This window comes from Halomicronema hongdechloris C2206 (genome assembly GCF_002075285.3).
In the GTDB taxonomy this organism is placed as follows: Bacteria; Cyanobacteriota; Cyanobacteriia; order Phormidesmidales; family Phormidesmidaceae; genus Halomicronema_B; species Halomicronema_B hongdechloris.
Genome location: NZ_CP021983.2, coordinates 1,229,896 through 1,250,352 on the forward strand (window position 1 = coordinate 1,229,896; position 20,457 = coordinate 1,250,352).

General features: G+C 55.1%; 20 protein-coding genes and 1 pseudogene. 9 read left to right on the forward strand and 12 right to left on the reverse strand.

The features are described from left to right. Positions 1 to 166: 166 nt before the first annotated feature. Positions 167 to 1,429 carry a cache domain-containing protein gene (locus tag XM38_RS05660; RefSeq protein ID WP_187329293.1) on the forward strand — a complete coding sequence of 421 codons (1,263 nt, stop codon included), beginning with the start codon at positions 167 to 169 and terminating at the stop codon, positions 1,427 to 1,429. Between the two features lie 27 nt (positions 1,430 to 1,456). Here XM38_RS05660 and XM38_RS05665 read toward each other — a convergent pair whose 3' ends face one another. Further along, the gene (locus tag XM38_RS05665; protein WP_088429302.1) at positions 1,457 to 3,853 is read right to left on the reverse strand and encodes a response regulator; all 2,397 of its coding nucleotides are present in this window, start codon (positions 3,851 to 3,853) and stop codon (positions 1,457 to 1,459) included. 90 nt (positions 3,854 to 3,943) lie between these two features. Next, positions 3,944 to 4,837 (reverse strand): ATP adenylyltransferase family protein, encoded by an 894-nt coding sequence (locus XM38_RS05670; protein ID WP_088429304.1) that lies wholly within the window; start codon positions 4,835 to 4,837, stop codon positions 3,944 to 3,946. A 534-nt stretch (positions 4,838 to 5,371) separates the two neighbouring features. Here XM38_RS05670 and XM38_RS05675 point away from each other — a divergent pair. Further along, positions 5,372 to 7,021 carry a CBS domain-containing protein gene (locus XM38_RS05675; RefSeq protein ID WP_187329294.1) on the forward strand — a complete coding sequence of 550 codons (1,650 nt, stop codon included), beginning with the start codon at positions 5,372 to 5,374 and terminating at the stop codon, positions 7,019 to 7,021. Between the two features lie 66 nt (positions 7,022 to 7,087). Here the strand turns inward: XM38_RS05675 and XM38_RS05680 are convergent, their stop codons facing one another. From XM38_RS05680 to XM38_RS05685, 3 genes are read right to left on the reverse strand one after another with little or no spacing between them, the layout of a single operon-like run. After that, positions 7,088 to 7,591, reverse strand: coding sequence for a DUF6653 family protein (locus XM38_RS05680; RefSeq protein WP_080810510.1), 504 nt, complete (start codon positions 7,589 to 7,591; stop codon positions 7,088 to 7,090). Between the two features lie 46 nt (positions 7,592 to 7,637). Beyond that, positions 7,638 to 7,805, reverse strand: a complete 168-nt coding sequence (locus XM38_RS25765; protein WP_187329295.1) for a hypothetical protein — start codon at positions 7,803 to 7,805, stop codon at positions 7,638 to 7,640. Between the two features lie 16 nt (positions 7,806 to 7,821). Continuing rightward, on the reverse strand, positions 7,822 to 8,376 hold the full coding sequence (locus XM38_RS05685) for a hypothetical protein (RefSeq protein ID WP_256995531.1): 555 nt from the start codon (positions 8,374 to 8,376) through the stop codon (positions 7,822 to 7,824). A gap of 211 nt (positions 8,377 to 8,587) precedes the next feature. On the opposite strand from XM38_RS05685, the gene XM38_RS05690 reads away from it, so the two are divergent. Further along, positions 8,588 to 9,172, forward strand: a complete 585-nt coding sequence (locus tag XM38_RS05690) for a TetR/AcrR family transcriptional regulator (protein WP_080810507.1) — start codon at positions 8,588 to 8,590, stop codon at positions 9,170 to 9,172. A gap of 27 nt (positions 9,173 to 9,199) precedes the next feature. Here XM38_RS05690 and XM38_RS05695 read toward each other — a convergent pair whose 3' ends face one another. Then, a complete protein-coding gene (locus tag XM38_RS05695) occupies positions 9,200 to 10,459 on the reverse strand; it encodes an FIST signal transduction protein (protein ID WP_088429306.1) in 1,260 nt (419 codons plus the stop codon). Between the two features lie 411 nt (positions 10,460 to 10,870). Here XM38_RS05695 and XM38_RS05700 point away from each other — a divergent pair, with 411 nt between their 5' ends. Beyond that, a complete protein-coding gene (locus XM38_RS05700; RefSeq protein WP_080810505.1) occupies positions 10,871 to 11,092 on the forward strand; it encodes a Calvin cycle protein CP12 in 222 nt (73 codons plus the stop codon). A gap of 208 nt (positions 11,093 to 11,300) precedes the next feature. Here XM38_RS05700 and XM38_RS05705 read toward each other — a convergent pair whose 3' ends face one another. Continuing rightward, the gene (locus XM38_RS05705) at positions 11,301 to 11,543 is read right to left on the reverse strand and encodes a hypothetical protein (RefSeq protein ID WP_137455017.1); all 243 of its coding nucleotides are present in this window, start codon (positions 11,541 to 11,543) and stop codon (positions 11,301 to 11,303) included. 606 nt (positions 11,544 to 12,149) lie between these two features. Here XM38_RS05705 and XM38_RS05710 point away from each other — a divergent pair. After that, a pseudogene (locus XM38_RS05710) lies at positions 12,150 to 12,731 on the forward strand (helix-turn-helix transcriptional regulator); the annotation flags it as partial. A gap of 126 nt (positions 12,732 to 12,857) precedes the next feature. Then, positions 12,858 to 13,205, forward strand: coding sequence for a hypothetical protein (locus XM38_RS05715; RefSeq protein WP_080810503.1), 348 nt, complete (start codon positions 12,858 to 12,860; stop codon positions 13,203 to 13,205). A gap of 3 nt (positions 13,206 to 13,208) precedes the next feature. Here XM38_RS05715 and XM38_RS05720 read toward each other — a convergent pair whose 3' ends face one another. From XM38_RS05720 to XM38_RS05730, 3 genes are read right to left on the reverse strand one after another with little or no spacing between them, the layout of a single operon-like run. Continuing rightward, positions 13,209 to 13,580, reverse strand: coding sequence for a calcium-binding protein (locus tag XM38_RS05720; RefSeq protein ID WP_088431536.1), 372 nt, complete (start codon positions 13,578 to 13,580; stop codon positions 13,209 to 13,211). 41 nt (positions 13,581 to 13,621) lie between these two features. Continuing rightward, positions 13,622 to 13,843, reverse strand: a complete 222-nt coding sequence (locus tag XM38_RS05725; protein ID WP_187329296.1) for a hypothetical protein — start codon at positions 13,841 to 13,843, stop codon at positions 13,622 to 13,624. Positions 13,844 to 13,903: 60 nt separating this feature from the next. Next, positions 13,904 to 14,179 carry a hypothetical protein gene (locus XM38_RS05730; RefSeq protein WP_187329297.1) on the reverse strand — a complete coding sequence of 92 codons (276 nt, stop codon included), beginning with the start codon at positions 14,177 to 14,179 and terminating at the stop codon, positions 13,904 to 13,906. A gap of 184 nt (positions 14,180 to 14,363) precedes the next feature. Here XM38_RS05730 and XM38_RS05735 point away from each other — a divergent pair, with 184 nt between their 5' ends. After that, positions 14,364 to 15,140, forward strand: coding sequence for a DUF4058 family protein (locus XM38_RS05735; protein ID WP_088431539.1), 777 nt, complete (start codon positions 14,364 to 14,366; stop codon positions 15,138 to 15,140). Between the two features lie 271 nt (positions 15,141 to 15,411). Here the strand turns inward: XM38_RS05735 and XM38_RS05740 are convergent, their stop codons facing one another. Continuing rightward, a complete protein-coding gene (locus tag XM38_RS05740; protein WP_137455018.1) occupies positions 15,412 to 15,699 on the reverse strand; it encodes a hypothetical protein in 288 nt (95 codons plus the stop codon). Between the two features lie 291 nt (positions 15,700 to 15,990). Then, positions 15,991 to 18,489, reverse strand: coding sequence for an ATP-binding response regulator (locus tag XM38_RS05745; protein ID WP_088429313.1), 2,499 nt, complete (start codon positions 18,487 to 18,489; stop codon positions 15,991 to 15,993). A 346-nt stretch (positions 18,490 to 18,835) separates the two neighbouring features. Between XM38_RS05745 and XM38_RS05750 the strand changes: the two genes are divergently transcribed. Continuing rightward, the gene (locus XM38_RS05750) at positions 18,836 to 19,771 is read left to right on the forward strand and encodes a circadian clock protein KaiA (RefSeq protein ID WP_225889197.1); all 936 of its coding nucleotides are present in this window, start codon (positions 18,836 to 18,838) and stop codon (positions 19,769 to 19,771) included. A 155-nt stretch (positions 19,772 to 19,926) separates the two neighbouring features. Continuing rightward, positions 19,927 to 20,241 carry a circadian clock protein KaiB gene (gene kaiB / locus XM38_RS05755; protein WP_080810498.1) on the forward strand — a complete coding sequence of 105 codons (315 nt, stop codon included), beginning with the start codon at positions 19,927 to 19,929 and terminating at the stop codon, positions 20,239 to 20,241. Positions 20,242 to 20,457 lie beyond the last annotated feature (216 nt).

Genomic DNA, 20,457 nt, shown 5'->3' on the forward strand with positions numbered 1-20,457 from the left:
TTGGCTAGGGTTTAGTATGGTGTCGGTGCCATGAAATGGCCGTTGATTCTTGGCCCCATTGTGATTGCCCCATAAGATAGCACTCTCTATGCCTATGCGCCGTTTGGGCTTGATCACTGCACTGACCGCTAGTCTGATAGGGCTCCAAGCGATAGGGACAGATGCGATGCTCCAAAGGAGCCGCTTCGCGATCGCACAATTAGGGGATACCAATCGTCCTACCGCCGCCGCCCAACCCTCCCCGTCGCCGTCTGTTCCCTTGCCGCCTCGCTTGGCAGAGCCTCCGTCCTATCTATGGCTAGTGCTGATGCCCCTGATTCCCTTGCTAGGGGGAGGATTCACCTACCTGAAACGACGGCTGCTGCCGCTATCGGTTCGGGAGTGGGACCGCCTCATGATCGTAGGGATTACTTACTTACCCCTGATGGGGTTAGCCCTGGCCGGTGTAACTGCCTTTGTCGCCTATGGTCTGCTGCGAGGTCATCTGAAACAACCGGCTCTAGAGGCGCTGGAGCGCATTATTGATCGCAAGCATCAGACCCTAGACAGTTGGTTTACCCAACAACGTCAGGCCCTACAGACGCTAGCGAACACAACTACGGTCCAGACCAAGGCCGTGGCCCTGTTGCAATCAAATGGGGCGGCAGCCTCGACGGCCCAGGCCCTAGATGACTATCTGAGTGATTTTGAGGGCTTTGGGACCAGTTGCCCTACCATTACCTTGCTAGATCGGCAGGGAATCGTTGTCTTCGCGACTGACTCCCGTTGGCAAGGTCGCCAGCGACCTAGGGTCAGCGGGGTGACTCGGCCATTGGCCGCCCCGCCCTATCTCTACATTTCCCCCCTGACGGAACAGCCCCACATGACCCTGAAGGCTCCCATCGTCAATGATGGCGGGGAATTCGTCGGGGTGCTGGCGGTAGATCTCGATCTTGGGGATCTGCATACCCGCATTCATCAGCCGTTGCCTGATCCGCTAACTGTCGATAGATCCTGGGGACTGCAGACCGAGACGTATCTGGTGGGACAACCCCCACAGCTGGAGCAGGCGATTCTGCCAGGTCATCCCCAGGGACGGGCAGATGCCTCGGCACACCGCCATCGTTTCACGAGGGTATCGAGTTGGGCCGTGCAGCGGGTCTTAGCCGGCATCGATGGCTCGGGAACCTACCTCAACCACGACAACATCCCTGTCATTGGTGCCTTTCGCTGGGCCGATCAGTATAATCTGGCCTTGGTGGCTGAACTCACGCAAGCTCAAGTATTTCAGCCGGCTCGCCAGCTGACTACCGGGATCCTGGGCGGTGGCATCGTGCTCACCGCAGTGTTGTCTGTGGGGCTATACCCCCTGAAACGGCGCTTACAACGGCGGGTCGACAAAGCAGTGAAGCAGTTTCCCCCATCGTCTATCAAGTCGTCTTCCCATTGACAGGCTAGTATGCCGGCTGTGGCTGTGTCACGGCTGTGGCATGGGTAGCCGCTGGGAACTGGCATCGGCCAATAGCAGGCATTGGTTAGTGGCTTGAGCCCTGCCTAGGGCGGCACTCGCTGCTTGGTAGAGGGTTTGTACGCTTTGGCCATGGTGGGGAAAGATCGCCAGGCCGGCCCGGCAAACCGCTTGAATGGCATGGTGCTCGGCTTGGAAATGCTGTTGCTGAAAGGCGGTGAATACCTCTAGAAGTCGTTGTCGGGCATGGGGTTGACTGATGCCGTAAAGCCCCACTACCAAGGTATCGCTGTTCCAACGGCATAAGACATCTTCTTGGCGAAACCGCTGTTGTAGTAATTGGCCGAGATAGGACAGTACGTGATTCCCTAGCTCATGGCTGTGCTGATGATGGCAGGCAGAGAGGGGGTCAATGGCAACTAAGGCGAGGGAGAATTCTTGTTGTTGCCGCTGCGCCAGCCGCAGTAGCCGTTGCAGGTCTTCTGTGCCCCGTCGTCGGTTACTGAGGCCGGTCAGGTCATCTATATAGGGGAGTTGCCGTTGACTGCGGGTGTGTTCTAGGCGAGTCAGAATACGCGCTACTAATTCTGGGCCAATGACTGGTTTGCGGACAAAATCATCGGCTCCGGCTAAGAAGCTCTGTTGAATTTGCTCGGGATCGCCGTGGGCCGAGAGAAATAAGACGGGCAGGTCATGCCAGTGGGGATGATTGCGTACTGCTTGGCAGAGCTCAATGCCACTGATGTCAGGCATTTCGATGTCCAGAATCAGCAGGTCTGGCACGAGGTCCTCTAGGGTAGTCCAGAAGTGGGTGGGATGATCTAGCAGGCCGAGGTGGAAACCCCAGGGTTGCAGAATGTGGTGTAGGTGGTCCAGGATGTGTAGATCGTCATCGACGATTAGCAGGTGTTCAGCCGGTCGCAGGCCCGTGTTGAGGACCTGCACTAAGGTGACGAGGATTTGGGAGGGGGGAGTTACACTCTGCAAGATGGCCTGGGCTCCAGCTTGGATGAGTTTGACCCGCACCTCCAGGGTCTGCTGGTCGAGTAACCCCACCACAGGCATATGACGGCTGAGTTCCCGGACCGAGGCCAAGACGGTGGCCAGGGGCTGATCATTTAAGTCCAGCAGAGCCAATTGCGGCGAGGCACTGGCGAAGGACTGGCGGGCCGCTTCCATGTCTACCGTTACCATGAGTTGGACATCCCAGGGGGAGACTTCCTGCTGGATGTGCTGGACCAACTCCTCGTTTGGGCTAATCAGTAAGACTGGGATTTCTAGGGGAGTGGCAGAAAAGGTCGATTTGGTGGCGGCGGTGATCGTAGAGGGTAGGGGCTGATGGAGGATGGCCCGCAGCTGGTCGAGCCGGTCGAGCAGCTGAGTCAGTGTGGCATCGGCGAGGGGAGACTCTGCTGCTAGGGACTGCTCTAAGGTGCGAGCGATCTGGGTGCCTTCTGGAAACCCAAAGCATCCCAAAGAGCCAGCGAGTTTGTGGGCTTCTTGATGGAGGGCTGATTGCAGGGGAGTCTGAGTTGCATCCTGGCGCAGGTGTTGGGCTTGACGCTGCATGGTGTCTACCCGATGGAGGAAGGTGGCTCGGTGCTGCTCTAGCACCGTTTGAATTGTCCGGGTATCGGTATCATCTGTCAGGGACGAGATGGAGGGGGGAGTGGGCCAGGGGTCTGGTAGGGCCTTGAGCCGGTAGCCGAGGCCGTAGACGGTTTCAATGATGTCGTCTTGTAGGCCACTGGCGCGTAATTTCCTACGCAGGCCTTTGATATGGACTGTGATGGCGTTGTCGGAGGGGCTGTCTTCGAAGCTCCAGAGACGCTCGATGATGGCGCTGCGGCTGAAGACTCGTTGGGGATTGCGCAGGAAGAGTTCTAGCAGTTGATATTCTTTGGCGGTCAGGGCTATTTCTTGGCCCTGGTAGGTGACTTCTCCGGCAATGGGGTTGAGCTGTAGGTCGCCCCAGTGGAGGATGGTGTCGGTGATGGCGTTGCCGCGGCGCAGCAAGGCCCGAATCCGAGCCAAGAGCTCGGGCAGATAGTAAGGCTTCACCACGTAGTCATCGGCACCGGCATCCAGGCCAGCCACAATATCGGCGTGGGCGTCCTTGGCCGTTAGCAGCAGGATGGGTTGTTGATAGCCGTGCGATCGCAACTCGCAACAGACACTGAGGCCATCAAGGGACGGTAGCAGCCAATCCAGCAAAATCAGATCGTAATTCCAAGTCTGAGCTAGAGACAGGGCCGTCTGACCATCGGCAGCAACGCTCACCTGATAGTGATGCTGGCTCAGCGCCTCTGCCAGGGCAGCACTGGTGTCTTTATCATCATCAACCACCAATATCTTTACCGCTGAAGGCCGGGCTGGCGGTGGAGAAGGGGGACTCGATGGCGGCATATGCGATACCTGATAGGCACCTATAGGACGATGGTAACGATCCCACGCCTGCTTGGGGACGTTGCGCCAGCATTATGATGACTATGGGGACTAGGCATTGGCTGGATAGGCGACTTGCCTGAGCAGGGTCATCGGCCCCACCGCCTTGAGCAGGGCCAGTTGATCGGGGTTTTTGACCAGAAGAGAGCCGGCAAACCCCAGGGAGTTGACGGGGATGGAGCGATAGCTCTCTTGCGATCGCACCACCACCATCATCCACTGGTGTGTCAGCAATAGGTTATAGGGGGCCGACGGTTGCGGCGTCTGCAGCGACACCCCCAGGGCAGTCAGCAAGGCCCCGTAGGTGGCCAGTAAGCGAGCGGCAGCCTGCATGGGCTGACTCCAGTCGAGCGATAGTGAGACAATCCGATGCTGGAATGGCAAGCTGGGCACCGTATCTGGAACTGCTGCCGGCATCGCCTCAGCAATCAAGGCATTGAGTGGCACCGCTGGGGCCTCGGGAGCTAGGGGTAAGGGAACCAGCTGTAGATGCTTATGGCGCTGGCTCGCCCCTGCCCGGGTGCCGCTATTGTAGAACCCGAGACCGTCGATCTCTGCCATGGCTACTGCAAGCGCCTGAAAATCTGCCAAAGTCAGCCAACTATCCTGCTCTTCAAAGGCACGAGTGATGATCAAAATATGATGGGCTACCACATTGAACTTATTGAGCAGGCACACATGGGTCTCGGAGAGATTGGCGACAAATAGATCCTCTTCATAAGGCAAAAACGGATTGAAATCTCGTGGCTGCTGCCGCTTAGCCCGTTCTTTGCGGACGAGATTGGCCAGAATCCTGACTAGAAACCACATGCCCGCTTGTTCTAAGAACTGATATCGGGTATCGATGGGCTGCAGCGCGCCGCAGGCAAGGGCATGTTGGGTCTGGGTCTGAACCCTGGGCCAGAGCCGATCCGATGCCCGGGGCGGAGGCGACGACAGTGCCATAAGCTACAGCAGAGAAACAGTCAATTGCACTCTACCAAACCTATCAGATCACCCTGGGCAGGAAGCGGAACAGGGGAAAGGGTAGTACGAGTGAGGGGGATGGGGAAAGTGCTAGCTGCCGTATTAACTGCTCGCGACGAATTAAACGATCGAGATAAAACTAAACTCGGCGTTATGCTTTTTAATGCTTTTTTATGATTACGAAGCTGCCTAAAGCTCATGGTTCCAGCCATTTTGAAGCGATCAAAATAGATACTTTACAAAGAAATCCGATGGCCTCTGACAGAATGATCCCAGAAAATAATGATCCCAGAAAATAATGATCCCAGAAAATAATGATCCCAGAAATAAGGCCGAAATGTTTTATTCCTAACATAGGAAATAACCAGAAATACTGACCATGGCCACTCAAAGCCTAGGACAATTTTGCCCCCAATAGGGTCCTAGTCGGGGAGGCTGATCAGCACTTAACTTATGGGTCGCAGCTATCGATCCCCCGATCAAGTTCGAAACAATTGGATACGGGTTTTCCCTATGGCAACATCTGCTCCTCATCTCACGCCTATTGTTGACGGCAGCATCGATCGAGACCCCTTGATGGTGGGGCCGACCACGTCGCTGATCGAGGTGTTGGCCCTCATGAGTCAAACCCTCAGCGTCCAGCAGCAAGGGGTATCTCAGGCGTTGATCTCGCCAGGGAGTCGCGATCGCAGCAGTAGTGTCTTGGTCGTTGAAAACCATCGCCTCATGGGAATTTTTACGGAGCGAGATCTGGTCAAACTAGTGGCTGCCCAGCATTCCCTGGCGGGAGTCGAGGTGGGGCAAGTCATGAGTTCAGAGGTGGTGGTGGTGGCGGTCGAGCAGCTGACGGATATTTTTGTGCCCCTAGACCTCATGCGTCGGCACCATATCCGGCATCTGCCAGTGGTAGACGCCGACTATCATCCCCTAGGACTGATTACCCAGCGAAAGCTGCTGCAGACCCTAAAACCCGGCACCTTGCTACGCTTTCGGCCGGTTGCCGATGTCATGACCCCTGATGTGGTGCAGGGGCCACCTACCATGACCCTGCTGCAGGTGGCCAGATTAATGCGAGATCGCCTAGTCAGCTGTGTGGTGATCACGGCGCCAGTGACTCAGGGGATTAACCGTGAACCGAGTGCCGCCCGGACGGTGGGGCGAACGCCCGTGGGCATCATCACCGAGCGGGACCTGGTGCAAGTAAAAGCCCTAGAGTTTGACTTCGAGCAGATTCAAGCTCAGGTGGTGATGAGTACCCCCCTTTTCTTAGTCAGACCTGAAGAGATGTTACTCAAGGCCCAGACCTTGATGCGAGAGCGTCGGCTGCGACGGCTAGTGGTGGCAGACGGCGATGGCCAATTGCGCGGTATCCTGACCCAGAGCAGTCTGTTGCGGGTGCTCACCCCTGGTAAGCTATACAACACTGTGAGTCAACTGGAGCAGCGCCTAGTCAGGCTAGAGGCCGAAAAGAAGGCCCTGACAGTGAATCAAAATGCTGAATTAGAGCATCAACTCGAGGATCAGAGCCACTGCTTGGAGCAGCATCTCAGTTACAGCAATTTCCTGGAGCAGCTGTCGCACCAAGTGTGGGCGGCAACCGATCTAATCACACTGTTTAAGTGGGCCATGGCCGATCTCAATCGCCTGTTGCGGGCCAACCGCATGCTGACCTATCAATTTGCCACGGCTAACACTGGGTTGGTGATTGCGGAAGCCATTCAAGGCCCCTGGACTAAATTGATTGGCCGCTTCGTCGAAGACCCCTGTTTTGACGAAGAAGTGGGGGATTTTTATCGCCAAGGTCACTGCCGGGCGATTCAAGATATTTATGATATCCACCTCAGTGATTGCCATCGCAGTCTCTTGGAGCTGCTTGAAGTCAAGGCGTATATCGTAGTGCCCCTAGTGGTGCCGGTGAATCCGATGGCACCGCCTGATGGTCAGATGCTGTGGGGCTTATTGATGGCCCAACAATGTGATAGTGCCCGGGCTTGGGATGCCCTTGAGTTGAGCCTCCTGAGGCAAGTGGCCATACTGCTGGCGATCGCGGTGCAAAAGTTAGCACTCATGTATAAGCGGCCGCCTCAACCGATTGATGCGAATCATCCCCTGGTGACTGCAACATCGCTACCGGCAATTGCCTTGGCGTGTTCCCTCGAGTAGTCTGCGTCGCATGCACCACGTTCTGGTTGACGCTGCCGCGCGTAGCTCCTTAACCCACGGCAGCCATCAATAGAGCCAATCTCGGTATTGGGGATGAGCTTTCATCTCTTCGAAGAGCCATACCATGCGGTCAATAAACCAGGTTTTCCCCAGAATCACCCAGGATAGGCCCAGCAGCGTTGGCCATAGTGCCAGGGTGATGATTCCCCAGAGGCATGTCACAAACCCGACGGCATTAATCAAATTCGTGACCGCAATCACCGGTCGATGATGGCCAGGAATCGGCACCTGCTTTTGATTCAGCCAGACTCGCTCACCCAGCACGCCTTTGGAGGCCCAGTTGTGGGTGCTGCGAGGTTTGGGAAACAGTCGTGGGTTCAGCCAAATCCAGAGCAGCACTAGGCCCGCTGGCACCAGCGCCCACCAGCCCCACCAGAACCGGCTCCACCCGGCCAGCACCAGCAGCGGCAAACTGGAATAGCGGCTCCAAACACTCCAGGGATTGGTGTGACGCTGCCAGACGCGATCGCTCATCTGGAAAAGCTGAGCAATTCTTTCGCCATAGGTCATGGGGCAGTCTCTCCAAGCATGTGCAGCGAGCTGATTGGCCACGCGTTCAAACGCCCATCGCCGCTCGGGTGGCAAAGATAACGATACCAATCCCAAGCAATTCCATTGTGATGCCGTAGATCAGTCGTTGCAATGGACTGAGAGCAGGCACTGCGATCGCAGCCGCACAGCAGTGAGGCTCTAGCAGCCCAACGCTGCCCGCGCCAGACGACATACAGCAGCAGGCTGAATTAAATTTTGGGCGGCGTGGACTGGCTGGCAGTCGGTCGATCCGTCTCCTCTGGCACCAGATGACTAACCAGCAGCTTCAAGAACAAAAAGGGTAGCAGCCATTCTAGGCCGGGCGTCGGGGTGAGCCAGTAGCGATCGCCCAGCAACGCCAACCCATACAGCCCTAGCGCGATGGGACGCTGGAGATAGCGGTGCGATCGCACAATCACCAGCGAGGCCATGAGGAGATATGCGGAAACGCCCCCAAAGAAGCCCCAATCGCCGCTGCGCAACACCAGCGCCACCAGCAAAATATGTACCAGGTGCAGACAGACAAAGGCAAAGTGCTGCCGCCATCCCTGGCCGGGACGGTGATACCACCGCTTGGCGGTGGCCGTGGCATTGGTGAGTACGCCACCTACCATGTCCAACCCCAGAAAAGCAATTAAGCCCAGCTGAAGTGGCGTCCACTCCACCGGTAAAGAGCGGGCATAGAGCGGAGCGATGATGGCGGCGGCGATCGCCGGCCCCAACTGCAACCACAGTTCCGCCTTCGTTGCCTTGGGCCCGGTCAACCGATCCAATCCTCCCAACCACCCAGGCCGTGGCTGGAGACTTGCCCGACTCGCTACGGCCTCTGGCCCAGTTTGCGCTTGACTAACTGACATTGCTTAACCCTTATAACAGTCGTTATGTACAGATATAACAACTGTTATGATAATCTGTCATGTCAGTGGACCAACCACTCAGCATTCTGGCCCTGGTTTTTCCGTGGATGCAGCGCTGATGCCCCAACCAGATCGTCGTCTCGAAGTCTCGGAAGCCGCCTGGCGCGTCATCGTCCGCGAAGGGTTAGACCGCACTAGTATGCGGGCGATCGCCCAAGAAATGGGCTGCACGACTGGCGTGGTAACCCACTACTTTCGCAATAAGCAGGAGTTGATCCTGTTTGCCCTCAGGCAGGTGAAGGAACGGTTGCAGGCTGCGATGGAGCAAGCCGTTGAGTCGGTGCCTGGTCCCGACCGACTGGTGGTGATGCTGGCGGCGTTTTTGCCGCTAGACAGCGAGCGTCAGGAGATCCTGCGGGTGTGGCTAGCGTTTTTGGGCTATGCCGTCGGCCGCGACAACCTCATGGCGGACCATCAGCAGAGTGCGGCTCAGCTGCGCACCGTCATCATCCAGGAACTCGAAGCTTTGAAGGCTCAACAGATACTCCGATCGGACATAGACCCTGCAACTGAAGCCAATGCCTTACTGGCGCTGGCAAACGGCCTCAGTCTGGACTCCCTGATTCAAGGTCAGCCGCTGAGTCTAGACCAACAGCGCCTGGTCCTCCAGCGCTATGTCAAGACGCTCCTCATCCAGGATTAGGCGTCAGCTCCCCCGAGCATCTCCGGCTCAATTGTCATCGGAGGATGGCTGTCGACAGATGCCAAATACCGACGTATACCCATGCAAAAACGTCGTGCTACCGATGGGGCCAATCTCGCCGCCGCAAAAGAAGCCGCTGAGGGGAATATCCTCGAAATACTGCTGAAACAAGCTGGCGTCAAAATGGGGCTGTTCATACAGGCCCTGCCCCCGACCCATGCAGGTAAACATCAGGGCTCCGACGGGGGCAGCCTGGTTCAGATCCGACTGCTGGCGATAGCGCTGTAGCAGCGTGTCTAGATCCTCGGCCGAGGTGCGGGCATCCCGCAGATGAAACTGAATGCGCTGGCCGGGACGGATGCGATCGCCCACGGCTATGGCCCCCACCCGGGGGTCAACCCCAATCAGCTGTCGAATCAGAAAGTCGCCATGCTCTAGGGTCTGCTTAAAGCTGTCTTGGGCAATGCCGACGAAGAGGGAGTCCTGGGCCAGTTTGCGCTCATCCTCACTGAAGTCCTGGAAAATTCCCTGTAATGCTTCCAGGGGACTCTGAGGCTCACAGTCATCCCCGTCGGGCTCTGCCAGTTTGATCAAAATATTGCGCTCGGCTTCTACAATCCGATAGGGATGGCCAATGGGACGACACCCCTGAGCCACGATGGTGTCCATGACGATCTGACCGGATAGGGCAACGCCGACGATGCCGTCATGATGCACCTCCTGATTGCAAAAGAGGCTGCTGCTGCGGTTGATGCTACCCACACTGGCCAGCCCCCCCACCTTAACCGACCCTGGATAGGCAAAATCCAGCCCCTGCAGCAATTCACTGATCCCCGAAGAGAAGGGGTCTGCCAGCAGAATGAAGTTGGGATGGTCACTGGGCGGGATGCCAATCAGCTTGTGCCAAGCATCTGGGGGACTGTCTAAGTCGGGCAGGTCGTCCTGGGTTAGGTGAAATCCCTGCACCGAGACCTGAGGCAGGCGGGCCAGGCTGAGGCTGAGGGCGGGTTGCGCTTCAATTTCAACCGCTTGCTCTGCCGCAGTCATGCCCACGACTCCGCCACCGCTGCAGCCAATCAGCACGGGAATGTCGATGGCGGCCTGCAGCAGGGGTAATAGACGAGAGTATTCGCTAGCAAAGGCCGAGGAGATAAATACCAAGCCTAGGTCCGGCGGCTCTGAGAGTTGGTGGCGAAGTTGAGCAGTCACGTCTTGGACTGCTGCTTCTAGAGACACCTGAGTGGATATGGCGTTGGCCCACTCCATCGGCTGGGTTGTTGCGTCCATGCCGACGCACCTCCTTGGCTCCGTTGGTTGTTCTGTCTGATTGTAGTCGCATCCTGGCATTTCCCAAGGCTAGGCACAAACTGGCGGCCATTCACCGACGATGTTGCTGCCCATACCGCTACCGCAGTCGACTAGCTGTATAACCATTGTCATGGGAATAGTAGGTGCGATCGCATCTTAAACAATCATTAAACCCCCATGACCGATTCAGCCTGCCATGGGGCCATCATGAATGCTGAAATCGACCATCAGTAGGGAAATCTATACCTTCTGTTTCATGTTTTCAACACGGTTAGCCCGGTAAAGTGCGACTACAATGGTCGATGAAAGATTGGGATTTGCGATAGACATCACAGATCTCAAGGGTTTCACAGCCACCGAATTTCATCGTAGCAATCATCACTTGAGTTTATGAGCAATATCAAAGAGCAGATCAACCAAGAGATTCAGAGCGCCCGGGACGCTTGCGACACCTCGGGGAAGAGTTCTGAAGAGTGCGCTGCTGCTTGGGATGCTGTTGAAGAGCTACAAGCCGAAGCCTCCCACCAGCGCCAGAAGGAGCCTAAGAGTTCCTTCGACGAATATTGTGAGAACAACCCCGACGCTGACGAGTGCCGCGTCTACGATAACTAAGGTCAGCCAGCCGGTTTAGAGTCGACCTTTGACCCAGTCGCGATAGCTTTAGCTGGCTGGTCATGGTCATATCGCTGGTTAGCTTATCCCCAACGGAGGTAATCTCCCTCTCACCGGGCCAAAATCATCAAGCTGGGCTTTCCAGTGTTAATCTAGCGTCGCTTCCCCAAACCACGGAGAAGCGGCGCTTTTCCGTTATTTATCAAGTCTACGATCGCATCTGGCTACTATGGGGCTGCTGGGGAGGCAGTGTCTCGGCACTGGCTGCGATCGCAAGTCCGCCTAAGAACAGCAGCAAGAGCACTGTCCATCCAAAGATGACCGCTGCCGGCTGATAGACCACATGGTCGCTCTGCGAGGTTGACGTTGATTTGCCGTAACTCCCACCGCCGGTGGTAAAGCCACACCCCCCAAATCCGCCACAACCACCGGATCCACCACTACAACTCATCGTGTACTCCTTATCTTATTTCTCGACTGGATTAACTCTATCGAGAGGCATTGGCTGGTGGACCATAAGCAGGGTTATGAACCGGACTATGATTCATCGAATGCAGCTAGCCCAAGCAAGGGTTGACAATCAAGATAATTGCTAAAGTCCCCCATTTTTGGGGGCTGGGGGGCCTTCGCGAAAAGCTTTCCCATGGGTTTGTTGCCAACCATGAATTTCGCCATTGGTATCTTGGTAGGGGGGCTGAGGGGAGCGTCGCGATGTGCTTTACCCGATTGCAATTTGCTGTAGATCTCAAAATGAGACGACCCCGTCGCACTCTGGAACCCATGATTCTGGGTAAAAGTAGGAGCGGATCTTGATTGTGGAACTTTTTGAAGTCTCTATTAAAAAGCCTTGAGGGCCTCTTTCACGTTGCCGGAATCGCGATAAACCGGAGAGAAGTGTGTTCGGGAGCATCTATGCCCCCAGGGGTTTGCCCAGGACAGCAGTCTAGAGGCCGGGCTGCCCCCCAGAAATCATTAATTTTTTAACGGTCACTAACCCGGAAGCTTTTTTGCCGGGTTAGTTGCTTAGGATAGTCGCCAAGTCAGCTGAGGAGTTTCCATGTCGCGCCTGCAGCTAGAGCGGTTACTCAAGATCGACGCCCTGATCCGTCGTCCTCAGCGGCAGACGGCGCTGACGCTGGCAGCAGAACTGGAGGTGAGTGAGCGCACCATTCGCGATGACCTGGCCTTTCTGCGGGATCGCTTTCACGCTCCCCTAAAGTTCACTCGCAATCAGGGGCATCACTACACCGATGCCGAGTGGCGGCTGCCGACGGTACCCCTGACCAAGGGCGAACTGTTTGCCCTCACCCTAGGGGCCAGGATGCTGGAGGCTTATGCCGGGTCGACCTATGCGGTGGAGTTGCGATCGGCGGTGAATCGATTGGCGGAGCGCTTACCGGAGCAGGAGTGGCTGGATCTGCAACAGCTGGCCGATGATCGGTTGATCTTTCGGGCCGGGGCCGAGACCAACCTGGACTTAGACATCTGGCAGCAGTTGGAAGATGCCTGCCGCGACTCACGGCAAGTATGGATGCGCTATTACACCGCCAGTCGGGATGATGTCTCGGAGCGGCAGCTGGATCCCTATCTGTTGCATATCTATCGGGGCACTAATCCCTATGTGATTGGCTGGTGCCATCTCTGAGCCCCTCATTCAGTCCAGAGTTAATATGAAGCTGAAGCAGATTACCCCCTCTGATACAGTAGCCCCTGGCTACATTGCTGTCGTTGAGTTTGGGACTCCCAAGGCGCAGGTCGTGGAAACATGCAGGACGTAGACACCCTTCACCGAGAAGCTATGGAACTAGTTGACCAGGCAGTCCTGGCGCGTCAACAGGGTGATGCTGAAGCCGCCATCGCGCTCTCTAAAGCCGCCTTCACCAAAGAACGAACAGCGGCAGACCTGGTAGCCGATCAGTTGGATCTGGAACCGACTCGCTCCGTTTTACATCGCAGTGCCGCCGCCCTGGCCATCGAGTGTCGTGAACTGCGAGAGGCGGAACGTCTCATTGGCCGAGCCCTCGCAGGTAATCCGCCTGACGACATTGCCAATGAACTCCGCGATTTGCTGCTGAAAGAAATCTACTCTCAACGGCAGGCGATTGGGCACTAGCGCTTACCCGAACTCGTAGCCTTGATTGACCCAGTAATGCCAATCAGAGATCGCCTGTTGAGTCTCTTCATCTGCCGCTGGAGCCTCAAGCTGAATCAACGGCACGGCCAAAGTATCGCCTTCCCAGTCGATTTCCACAAACATCTCCCGCTCACACTCATCCTCTGAGGCCATGCCGACCACCTCGACCGTTTGCCCGTCCTTGAGAGGGGAAATACGCCGCTTGCTGATACAGCTTGCCGTAAATGGGAACTGCATGGTGCCCTGCAAATAGTAGTACCAGCCCATGGCCTGCTCTTCAGGGTCGTAGGCATCCACCACAATTTGCATCGTGATGCGCTCTTCAATCTCTGCATCCTGCTCAATGTTTGCCATGACCGCTGCTCGATATCTGAAGGCTGCACCTACATTAAACATCAATGTCCTTTCGCTAGGTCAGCATAGATAAAGGTCTCAACGCCCAAGGCAATGAGTAGGATAAGCTCTGCCCAAGACAGAACTATTACCCCAATCGGTGGATTGGCCACTAGATACCAAAACGACGAAATCTTTTCGTCATTCACCACATAGGTCCATCCCAAAATCAGGCAAACCCAGGGAATCACCAGCAGCGCATAATAGTGAGTTGGGTCAGACACCGCAAACGACACCACCGCCCCAAATACCCCCAGCGTCGAATGGCACTGACGTAAGCCCTATCAAGCTACTAGTTTGGCTTTCAGGACCGAGCAAGGTTCCCGAAAATGCGGGAACGGTTTAGGACGGCGCTTGACGACTCGGGGTTCTGAACGGTTGGCTCGAAACGGAATGATCAGCTCTCGCACAGCGCTTAATAAAGCCTGGTAGCCACGCTGTCGTTCGGATGGAGCAAGATGCAGGAACTCAGGTCGGAAGTGGTTGAATTGTTGCCGAATGCCCTGCAGGGAGACCCGTAAAGCTTCCACCTCGGAGTTGTCGGCACGATTCAGCATCATAGAGGCAAGCTTATGGGCTTCGACGCTTTGATTCTTAGGTAAACAATCGATTTCTTAGGTAAACAATCGATGGCCATGCCATTCCTGAAATGTTCCGTACTTGCCCCTAGCTGACTGACCAGTGCCGTGCCTGAGACAAACGCTACAGTAAAGCTATTCGATGGAGCCAATGGGGAACCTGGTCATGCCCTCTCCCTTTCCCGGAATGGATCCCTATCTTGAACATCCTGACCTTTGGCCAGAGGTGCACAATCGGTTGCTGGTTGCGATCGCAGATAGCCTAGGCCCCCAACTGCGGCCCAAGTACCGGGTAGCCATCGAGAAGCGAGTTTACGAAGACATTCGCGATGACTTACTGGTGGGACGGCCAGATGCGGCGGTATTTGAACCACCGTCTCAGGAAACGAGTCCAGCCTTATCCCAGCCCAGTGCTACTGCAACAGCACCGATTACAGTAGAACTACCAATGCCGGAGGAGATTCAAGAACGCTACTTAGCAATTCGAGAAGTGAGCACGGGTATTGTCGTGACAATCCTGGAACTCATTTCCCCCAGCAACAAGCGCCTTGGTAGAGGACGGCAGCAGTATGAAGAAAAACGCCTCAAAATTTTGGCCAGCCAGACCCATCTAGTGGAAATTGATTTGATTCGAGCCTTTTCCCCTCTGCCGATGCGCGGCCCCGAGCAACCCTCCCTCTATCGAATTTTGATCAGCTGTGCCGATCAGCGACCTCGCGCGGATCTGTATCCATTTGATTTGCGATCGCAGATTCCCGCCTTTCCCCTGCCGCTCCAGCCTCAAGACCCAGAAATTATTGTGGAATTGCAACCATTGTTGGCTCAGCTATACGACCGGGCTAGCTATGACTTGGCAATTGACTACAGTCAAGACCCGGTTCCCCCCCTGACGGGTGAAGATGTGGCTTGGGCCAATAAGTTGCTGCGCAATAGACGGCACTGACCGGAGGGGACGGACATCATTCTTGGATGACTATCCCCGACGTCAAGCGGAGCCATTCAGGGTAGGGATGCGATCGGGCTCGCGGTAGCAAGCTCCTCTCGATGAGTGGATAATGGCATCCACATCCAGCCAGGCATCTTATCGGCTTTCCCAGATTTCGAATGTTGGCTTAAAATTGTTATAGTCTTCACCTCGAAGCGTCTTGACCAGCTAGCGAGATTGCTGGGAACAGAGGAACGCAAGATGCCGATAGTCTGGCGAATTGGTTCGGTCACTTGGATTTGCTTTTGTCTCTCAGCTCACCCGGCATCGTTACCTTGGGCCTCTTGAGGTAGTTGCGGTAATAGAGCCGTTCCCAAAATCCAGGCTTTATCGTATGCCCATCCTTAAAACGGATAGTGCCGTCAGGGTTCACCGTAGTTTCGTCCTTGAGCCAGACCACCGTTCCATCAGCGTAGACTGCAGCATCAATGCAGGCACACCCCGCTTGAGGAATGATTAGGTTAAAGGAGAGCACTGCAACAATAGAGATTCCGATAATTGCAATGGATTTTCGCATCGCATTGTTGCGCTCGAGTCGAGGAAATGCCGTGTAGAGCAATCATTATCATCAACCTGATCATAACTGATGAGCCAGAATATTATGCGACATAGATGACTTGGGCTAAGCTTAAAATCTCTTGACGTCGTAGCCAGTTGCGACTCTGCTCGATCGATTTCTTGGTCATAATATCGACTTCTCTGCCACAGAGAGCTTCCAGCTCATGTTTCAGCCGAGAGCCACTCTTTGCTCAATTCTAGTGCGAACTTGGGACGTGCTGAACCCCAGATGTGAGGACGCCAACAGGCATTAGGCAGAGTCGTGGGCATCAATAGCCACCGCCATCACCTGCATCAACGTATTAGCAGTGGTCTCCTGAAGTCCGGCCTGGTCAAGGGCGCCCTTGATTAAACAGGGAAACACCATCAATTGGACATAGTGATTAGCCGCCTGGGTAGCGTCATTGCTGAGGGTAATTAATGGAATCCTCAGCAACCTATCTTGCTGACTCAACGCCTGCAGATACGCAGCCACATCTGGAATGTCGGGATCCAGCAGCATCACATCTGGGTGCCAGACTCGACTGATTAAACTCGCCTGCTCCAGATCATCCACCTCCAATACTCGACACTGATAGCGATGTAACCAACTACTCAGGTTAAGCCCATCTGGCTTAGAGGAGTCAGCAAAAGACGGTTCCGGTCGCAACAGCAGCACTGTGCGCTGACGCAAGACCTCTGGCTGTGGCGTCGGAAACAACAGCGTATTCAGGTGGATGGGCAGCTCTGCAATCGCCACAGGAGTCGGAATCCAGCCCGAGAGAACTTCGGCCGCAGTCTCCTCAGGGGGGTGCGGTGTCAAGGCAATCATGGCGCATGGCTGCGCCTGAGACATTGCCATCAGGGAGTGTTGCCGATCCGCCATCCCCAGCCCTTGCCACTGCAGTAACAGTGCCTCCGGTTGCAACCGCGAGACCATATCTTGGGCTTCGGGCCAGGAACGAGCCACCACCACCCGATAGGAAGATGATCGCACCCCCTCCGTGACCGCCTTGATCAACACCGGATCCACCGCCGCCAAGACCAATAATCGAGTCATTGGCTCCAATACGGGTTGCCCAGGGGGTTGAGTCAACGCCGGTGCCGGTAATAGCAGGGTAAATTCGCTGCCCTGGTGAGGATAGGAGACAAAACTCAAGTCTCCTCCATGGAGACGAGCCAGTTGCCGGGTTAACGGCAGCCCCAGGCCAGTTCCCCCCTGGGCCATCGCCGGCGTAGTTAGCAAATGAGATTGCTCATTAATAGCAATCCCTTCTCCCCGATCCCAGACGATCAGCCCCAACCAGGACCCCCAGCGCTCAATACGCATGCCCCAAGGAGTATCACTAGGGGTATGACGCTGGGCATTATCGATCAGATGATCAAGCATCTGGTGCAGGCGACTAGGATCGGCAAAGATGCGATGCTGGGATAGCCTCTCCCGAGGATCAGCCTCGCTCCCAGCCACCGTGACATACTCTGTCCAAGACTCTTGGGCATCTAGGCGAGGGACGAGCACCTGCTGGCATAGGGTCTCCAAATTCAGCCACTCAGAATTTAAGGCCAATTGTCCCCGGGACAACCGCATCCAATCAGACATCTGATCCACCAAGGTCATCAGCTCGCGGGCATTGCGGTGAATCAGATCGACATAGCGTCGTTGCTTATCGGTTAAGGTCCCTAATCGCTGGTTTTGCAATAGATTAGACAGTCCCAGCAGGGACGTCAGCGGGGTTTTCAGGTCGTGTCCTAAGCCCACCAGCCAGTCAGCATCATCGGCATCAACTATTCCCTGAGTCTGAGGATCTGTCTCAGCCAGGGGCTGATAGGCAATGACCAACCAGCTATCTCTGAGCTCATCGCCCGATAAGGACTGAGTAGAGCCTGATAATGCTCGATCGAGCCCATTTGCGAACGATAGGGGGAGTTTCAAGAAGGCCCACCGTTGCCAGGAACCATCCCCCAAGGGGTAGTCAGTCGGCGGCAAGTATTGCCACCGCCCAGGCAACCCAGATAGGTGCTGTAAAATCTGCTGATTATCATTGGAAAGGCTAGGCGTGGCCGCCAACAGACGAGTATCACAGGAGGGCGGCACTAGGTTTTGTGTGAGCCCAGTCGGCATGAAATCAGCCCCTAGTCGCGACCGCCAGGTAAGATTGAAAAAAGAAGATTGCTCTGTTCCCCACTGCAGCATTAGCGGCATGGGAACGGCATCCAACAAGGTTAACCACTCCTGAAACGGCCCCGTTTGGGATGGCAATGCTGGTGTCCTCGGAGCCAAGGCAGGCGGAGTCTGGTTCCATGGCCATCGCAAAAACGGCAGCAGCCGACGACACTCGATCAGACCCAAATAGGTCTGCTGGGCATCAACCACTGCCCAATGGCTAGCATCTCCATCGGCTAGCGAGGTCCAAAATTCAGCCAGAGACCAGTGATGGGGAATGACTGCCACCGACTCCACCAGCTCCTTGCAATCCATGACTAGGGTCTGCGTTAACCGGGCAGAGAGTTCAGAGGAGTGTTGGGTCAACTGAGCGACGCTCATGGATGCTGCAGTGGAAGCCCCATGGTAGACAGCTTCATTGCTTAGATGACTCAAGACATAAGCCATCAGCCGTCCGGCCCGAATCAAGCCAATGGGAAAGGCGGGATGCTCAAGGACAACGATGACGTCATGCTGACCAGTACCAAGCTGCTCCACGACCGTCGCGAGGGAGGTGAGCTGGTGACAACTGGGAGCGCAGGACAAAAACTGCAGCAGAGAGGGCATGGCGATAGTAGGAACGGGAGCAACCCATAATTCAGACAAACATGTTTCTTGATATGTATCGAAAATTGATAAGGGGGTGGTCTGGGTATCTGCCCAGGTTGGAGCCCTGAGCGCTCTCGGCTGCCTGAGCTACCTGACAAACGCTACGGTTGCTCGCTGAGTGTTACTTAGATTATGACGACCGCCACCGATTTTGGGAACCTTTAGAATAACTCTAGAGTCCTTCATCATCTTTTAAGATTCTTCGGTGTCCTTTAAGATTCTGGTTGAATGGCCCTTTGGTCTGACGGCTGCCGTTATCCGATAGCCGTGGTTGCTGTTGTGTGAACTTGGTTGAGCCACGATTTTGTCTACAAAACTGTTACTCAATATCTTTCTCCCTTCTCGGGAGCTAACCCAAGCCCTGCATCAGCACTTGGACGGAATGACGTATCTGACCCACTGGAGCGAGTCCGAAGCGGATTTTTTTGCCTGGACGAGCCGCAACTGTCATCGCATCGACTGCCTGATTCTACAGAGTAATCAGCAGCTAGATGCCATCATGCAACAGCTGAGGGAGCGGGATATCCTACTACCTGCGATTATCCTCAGTCGTCAGGCAGCTGGTTCCGGTGAGGGCTCCCCTGACAACAGGAATGACAACACCAAAGCAGTCTCCTCGGTAGAGTCCTTTGAGCATTGTCGGAATGTGATTGCTGCCTACCACCGTGCGATCGCATGTCTGACCCTATCCGATCTTGATCAGCTAGAGCGCCATATTCATCAAGCCATCGACCAATTTCTCAAACTTCCGGCAGTCAGTAACACCTCCCCTGCCCATGCAACAGCTGGAGATCCAGCCCCCAGCTCTCATCATGTCCTCCTGAGTTTGCAGCAACAGCGCCTCAACGACAAGCTCAGAGAACGCCTGAACTATCTAGGGGTTTACTACAAGCGAAATCCTGAGAATTTTCTGCGCCATATGAGTCAGGCCGACCGACAAGAACTCCTAGACAAGCTACGGTCAGACTATCGCCTGATCGTCCTCAGCTACTTCTCCAACGATGCCAGCCTTAACCAGAAAATCGACGACTTTGTCAATGTGGCCTTTTTCGCGGATGCCTCGGTATCCCAGATCGTTGAGATCCATATGGAGTTGATGGATGCCTTTGCCAAACAGCTAAAGTTAGAGGGACGCAGCGAAGAGATTTTATTGGACTATCGCCTCACCTTGATCGATGTGATTGCCCATCTGTGTGAGATGTATCGCCGCTCCATTCCCCGGGAAAACCAAGAAAAGTAAGGGAGGCCGCATCCGGTCAGAGCGCAGCCTCCCTGACAGCATTTCCTTTCGGGGTGAGGTATAGCCTATCTCCTGAAGTCAAGGGATTCATGACTAACCTTGTCCCTCACTAGATTCAGAAACGCCGTATCTTTAATCAATAACGTCGAGGATTTATGAGTAAGCTCAAAAAAACCTACATCCTGAAGCTGTACGTAGCCGGCAACACGCCCAATTCGATTCGGGCCCTCAAGACCTTAAACAACATCCTAGAAGAAGAGTTTCAGGGGGTGTACGCCTTAAAAGTCATCGACGTGCTGAAAAACCCCCAGCTAGCCGAGGAAGACAAGATCTTGGCTACACCCACCCTATCCAAGATATTGCCACCGCCAGTGCGCAAGATCATCGGCGACCTCTCGGATCGAGAGCGAGTGTTGGTTGGCCTTGACCTGCTCTACGATGAATTGCGTGATGATGAGTTCTACAGTTGACGCCAGATCCATATCTGGTTCAGATCAAAATTGATCATTATTAGTTCAGTAAATCGTCAGGACTGAACTTGGACAAGGTTTATACTGGTTGTCTGCCCGTAAATACTGGGAAAGATACCGGTTCTAGGGCACCATAAGGACACTATCACCTCGCCCGTCTCGAGGAATTAGCTCCCGGGTACCCGAGAGGATCCCTACCCTTTAACCAAACCTCTT

Excerpts from the sequence above, each read along its gene's own strand:
- XM38_RS05660 (WP_187329293.1), top strand. The coding sequence starts at position 167 with ATGCTCCAAAGGAGCCGCTTCGCGATCGCACAATTAGGGGATACCAAT.
- XM38_RS05715 (WP_080810503.1), top strand. The coding sequence starts at position 12,858 with ATGCAGGACGTAGACACCCTTCACCGAGAAGCTATGGAACTAGTTGAC.
- XM38_RS05665 (WP_088429302.1), bottom strand. The coding sequence starts at position 3,853 with ATGCCGCCATCGAGTCCCCCTTCTCCACCGCCAGCCCGGCCTTCAGCG.
- XM38_RS05700 (WP_080810505.1), top strand. The coding sequence starts at position 10,871 with ATGAGCAATATCAAAGAGCAGATCAACCAAGAGATTCAGAGCGCCCGG.
- XM38_RS05680 (WP_080810510.1), bottom strand. The coding sequence starts at position 7,591 with ATGACCTATGGCGAAAGAATTGCTCAGCTTTTCCAGATGAGCGATCGC.
- XM38_RS05740 (WP_137455018.1), bottom strand. The coding sequence starts at position 15,699 with ATGCGAAAATCCATTGCAATTATCGGAATCTCTATTGTTGCAGTGCTC.
- XM38_RS25765 (WP_187329295.1), bottom strand. The coding sequence starts at position 7,805 with ATGTCGTCTGGCGCGGGCAGCGTTGGGCTGCTAGAGCCTCACTGCTGT.
- kaiB (WP_080810498.1), top strand. The coding sequence starts at position 19,927 with ATGAGTAAGCTCAAAAAAACCTACATCCTGAAGCTGTACGTAGCCGGC.
- XM38_RS05745 (WP_088429313.1), bottom strand. The coding sequence starts at position 18,489 with ATGCCCTCTCTGCTGCAGTTTTTGTCCTGCGCTCCCAGTTGTCACCAG.
- XM38_RS05695 (WP_088429306.1), bottom strand. The coding sequence starts at position 10,459 with ATGGACGCAACAACCCAGCCGATGGAGTGGGCCAACGCCATATCCACT.
- XM38_RS05720 (WP_088431536.1), bottom strand. The coding sequence starts at position 13,580 with ATGGCAAACATTGAGCAGGATGCAGAGATTGAAGAGCGCATCACGATG.
- XM38_RS05730 (WP_187329297.1), bottom strand. The coding sequence starts at position 14,179 with ATGATGCTGAATCGTGCCGACAACTCCGAGGTGGAAGCTTTACGGGTC.
- XM38_RS05675 (WP_187329294.1), top strand. The coding sequence starts at position 5,372 with ATGGCAACATCTGCTCCTCATCTCACGCCTATTGTTGACGGCAGCATC.
- XM38_RS05690 (WP_080810507.1), top strand. The coding sequence starts at position 8,588 with ATGCCCCAACCAGATCGTCGTCTCGAAGTCTCGGAAGCCGCCTGGCGC.
- XM38_RS05735 (WP_088431539.1), top strand. The coding sequence starts at position 14,364 with ATGCCCTCTCCCTTTCCCGGAATGGATCCCTATCTTGAACATCCTGAC.
- XM38_RS05705 (WP_137455017.1), bottom strand. The coding sequence starts at position 11,543 with ATGAGTTGTAGTGGTGGATCCGGTGGTTGTGGCGGATTTGGGGGGTGT.
- XM38_RS05670 (WP_088429304.1), bottom strand. The coding sequence starts at position 4,837 with ATGGCACTGTCGTCGCCTCCGCCCCGGGCATCGGATCGGCTCTGGCCC.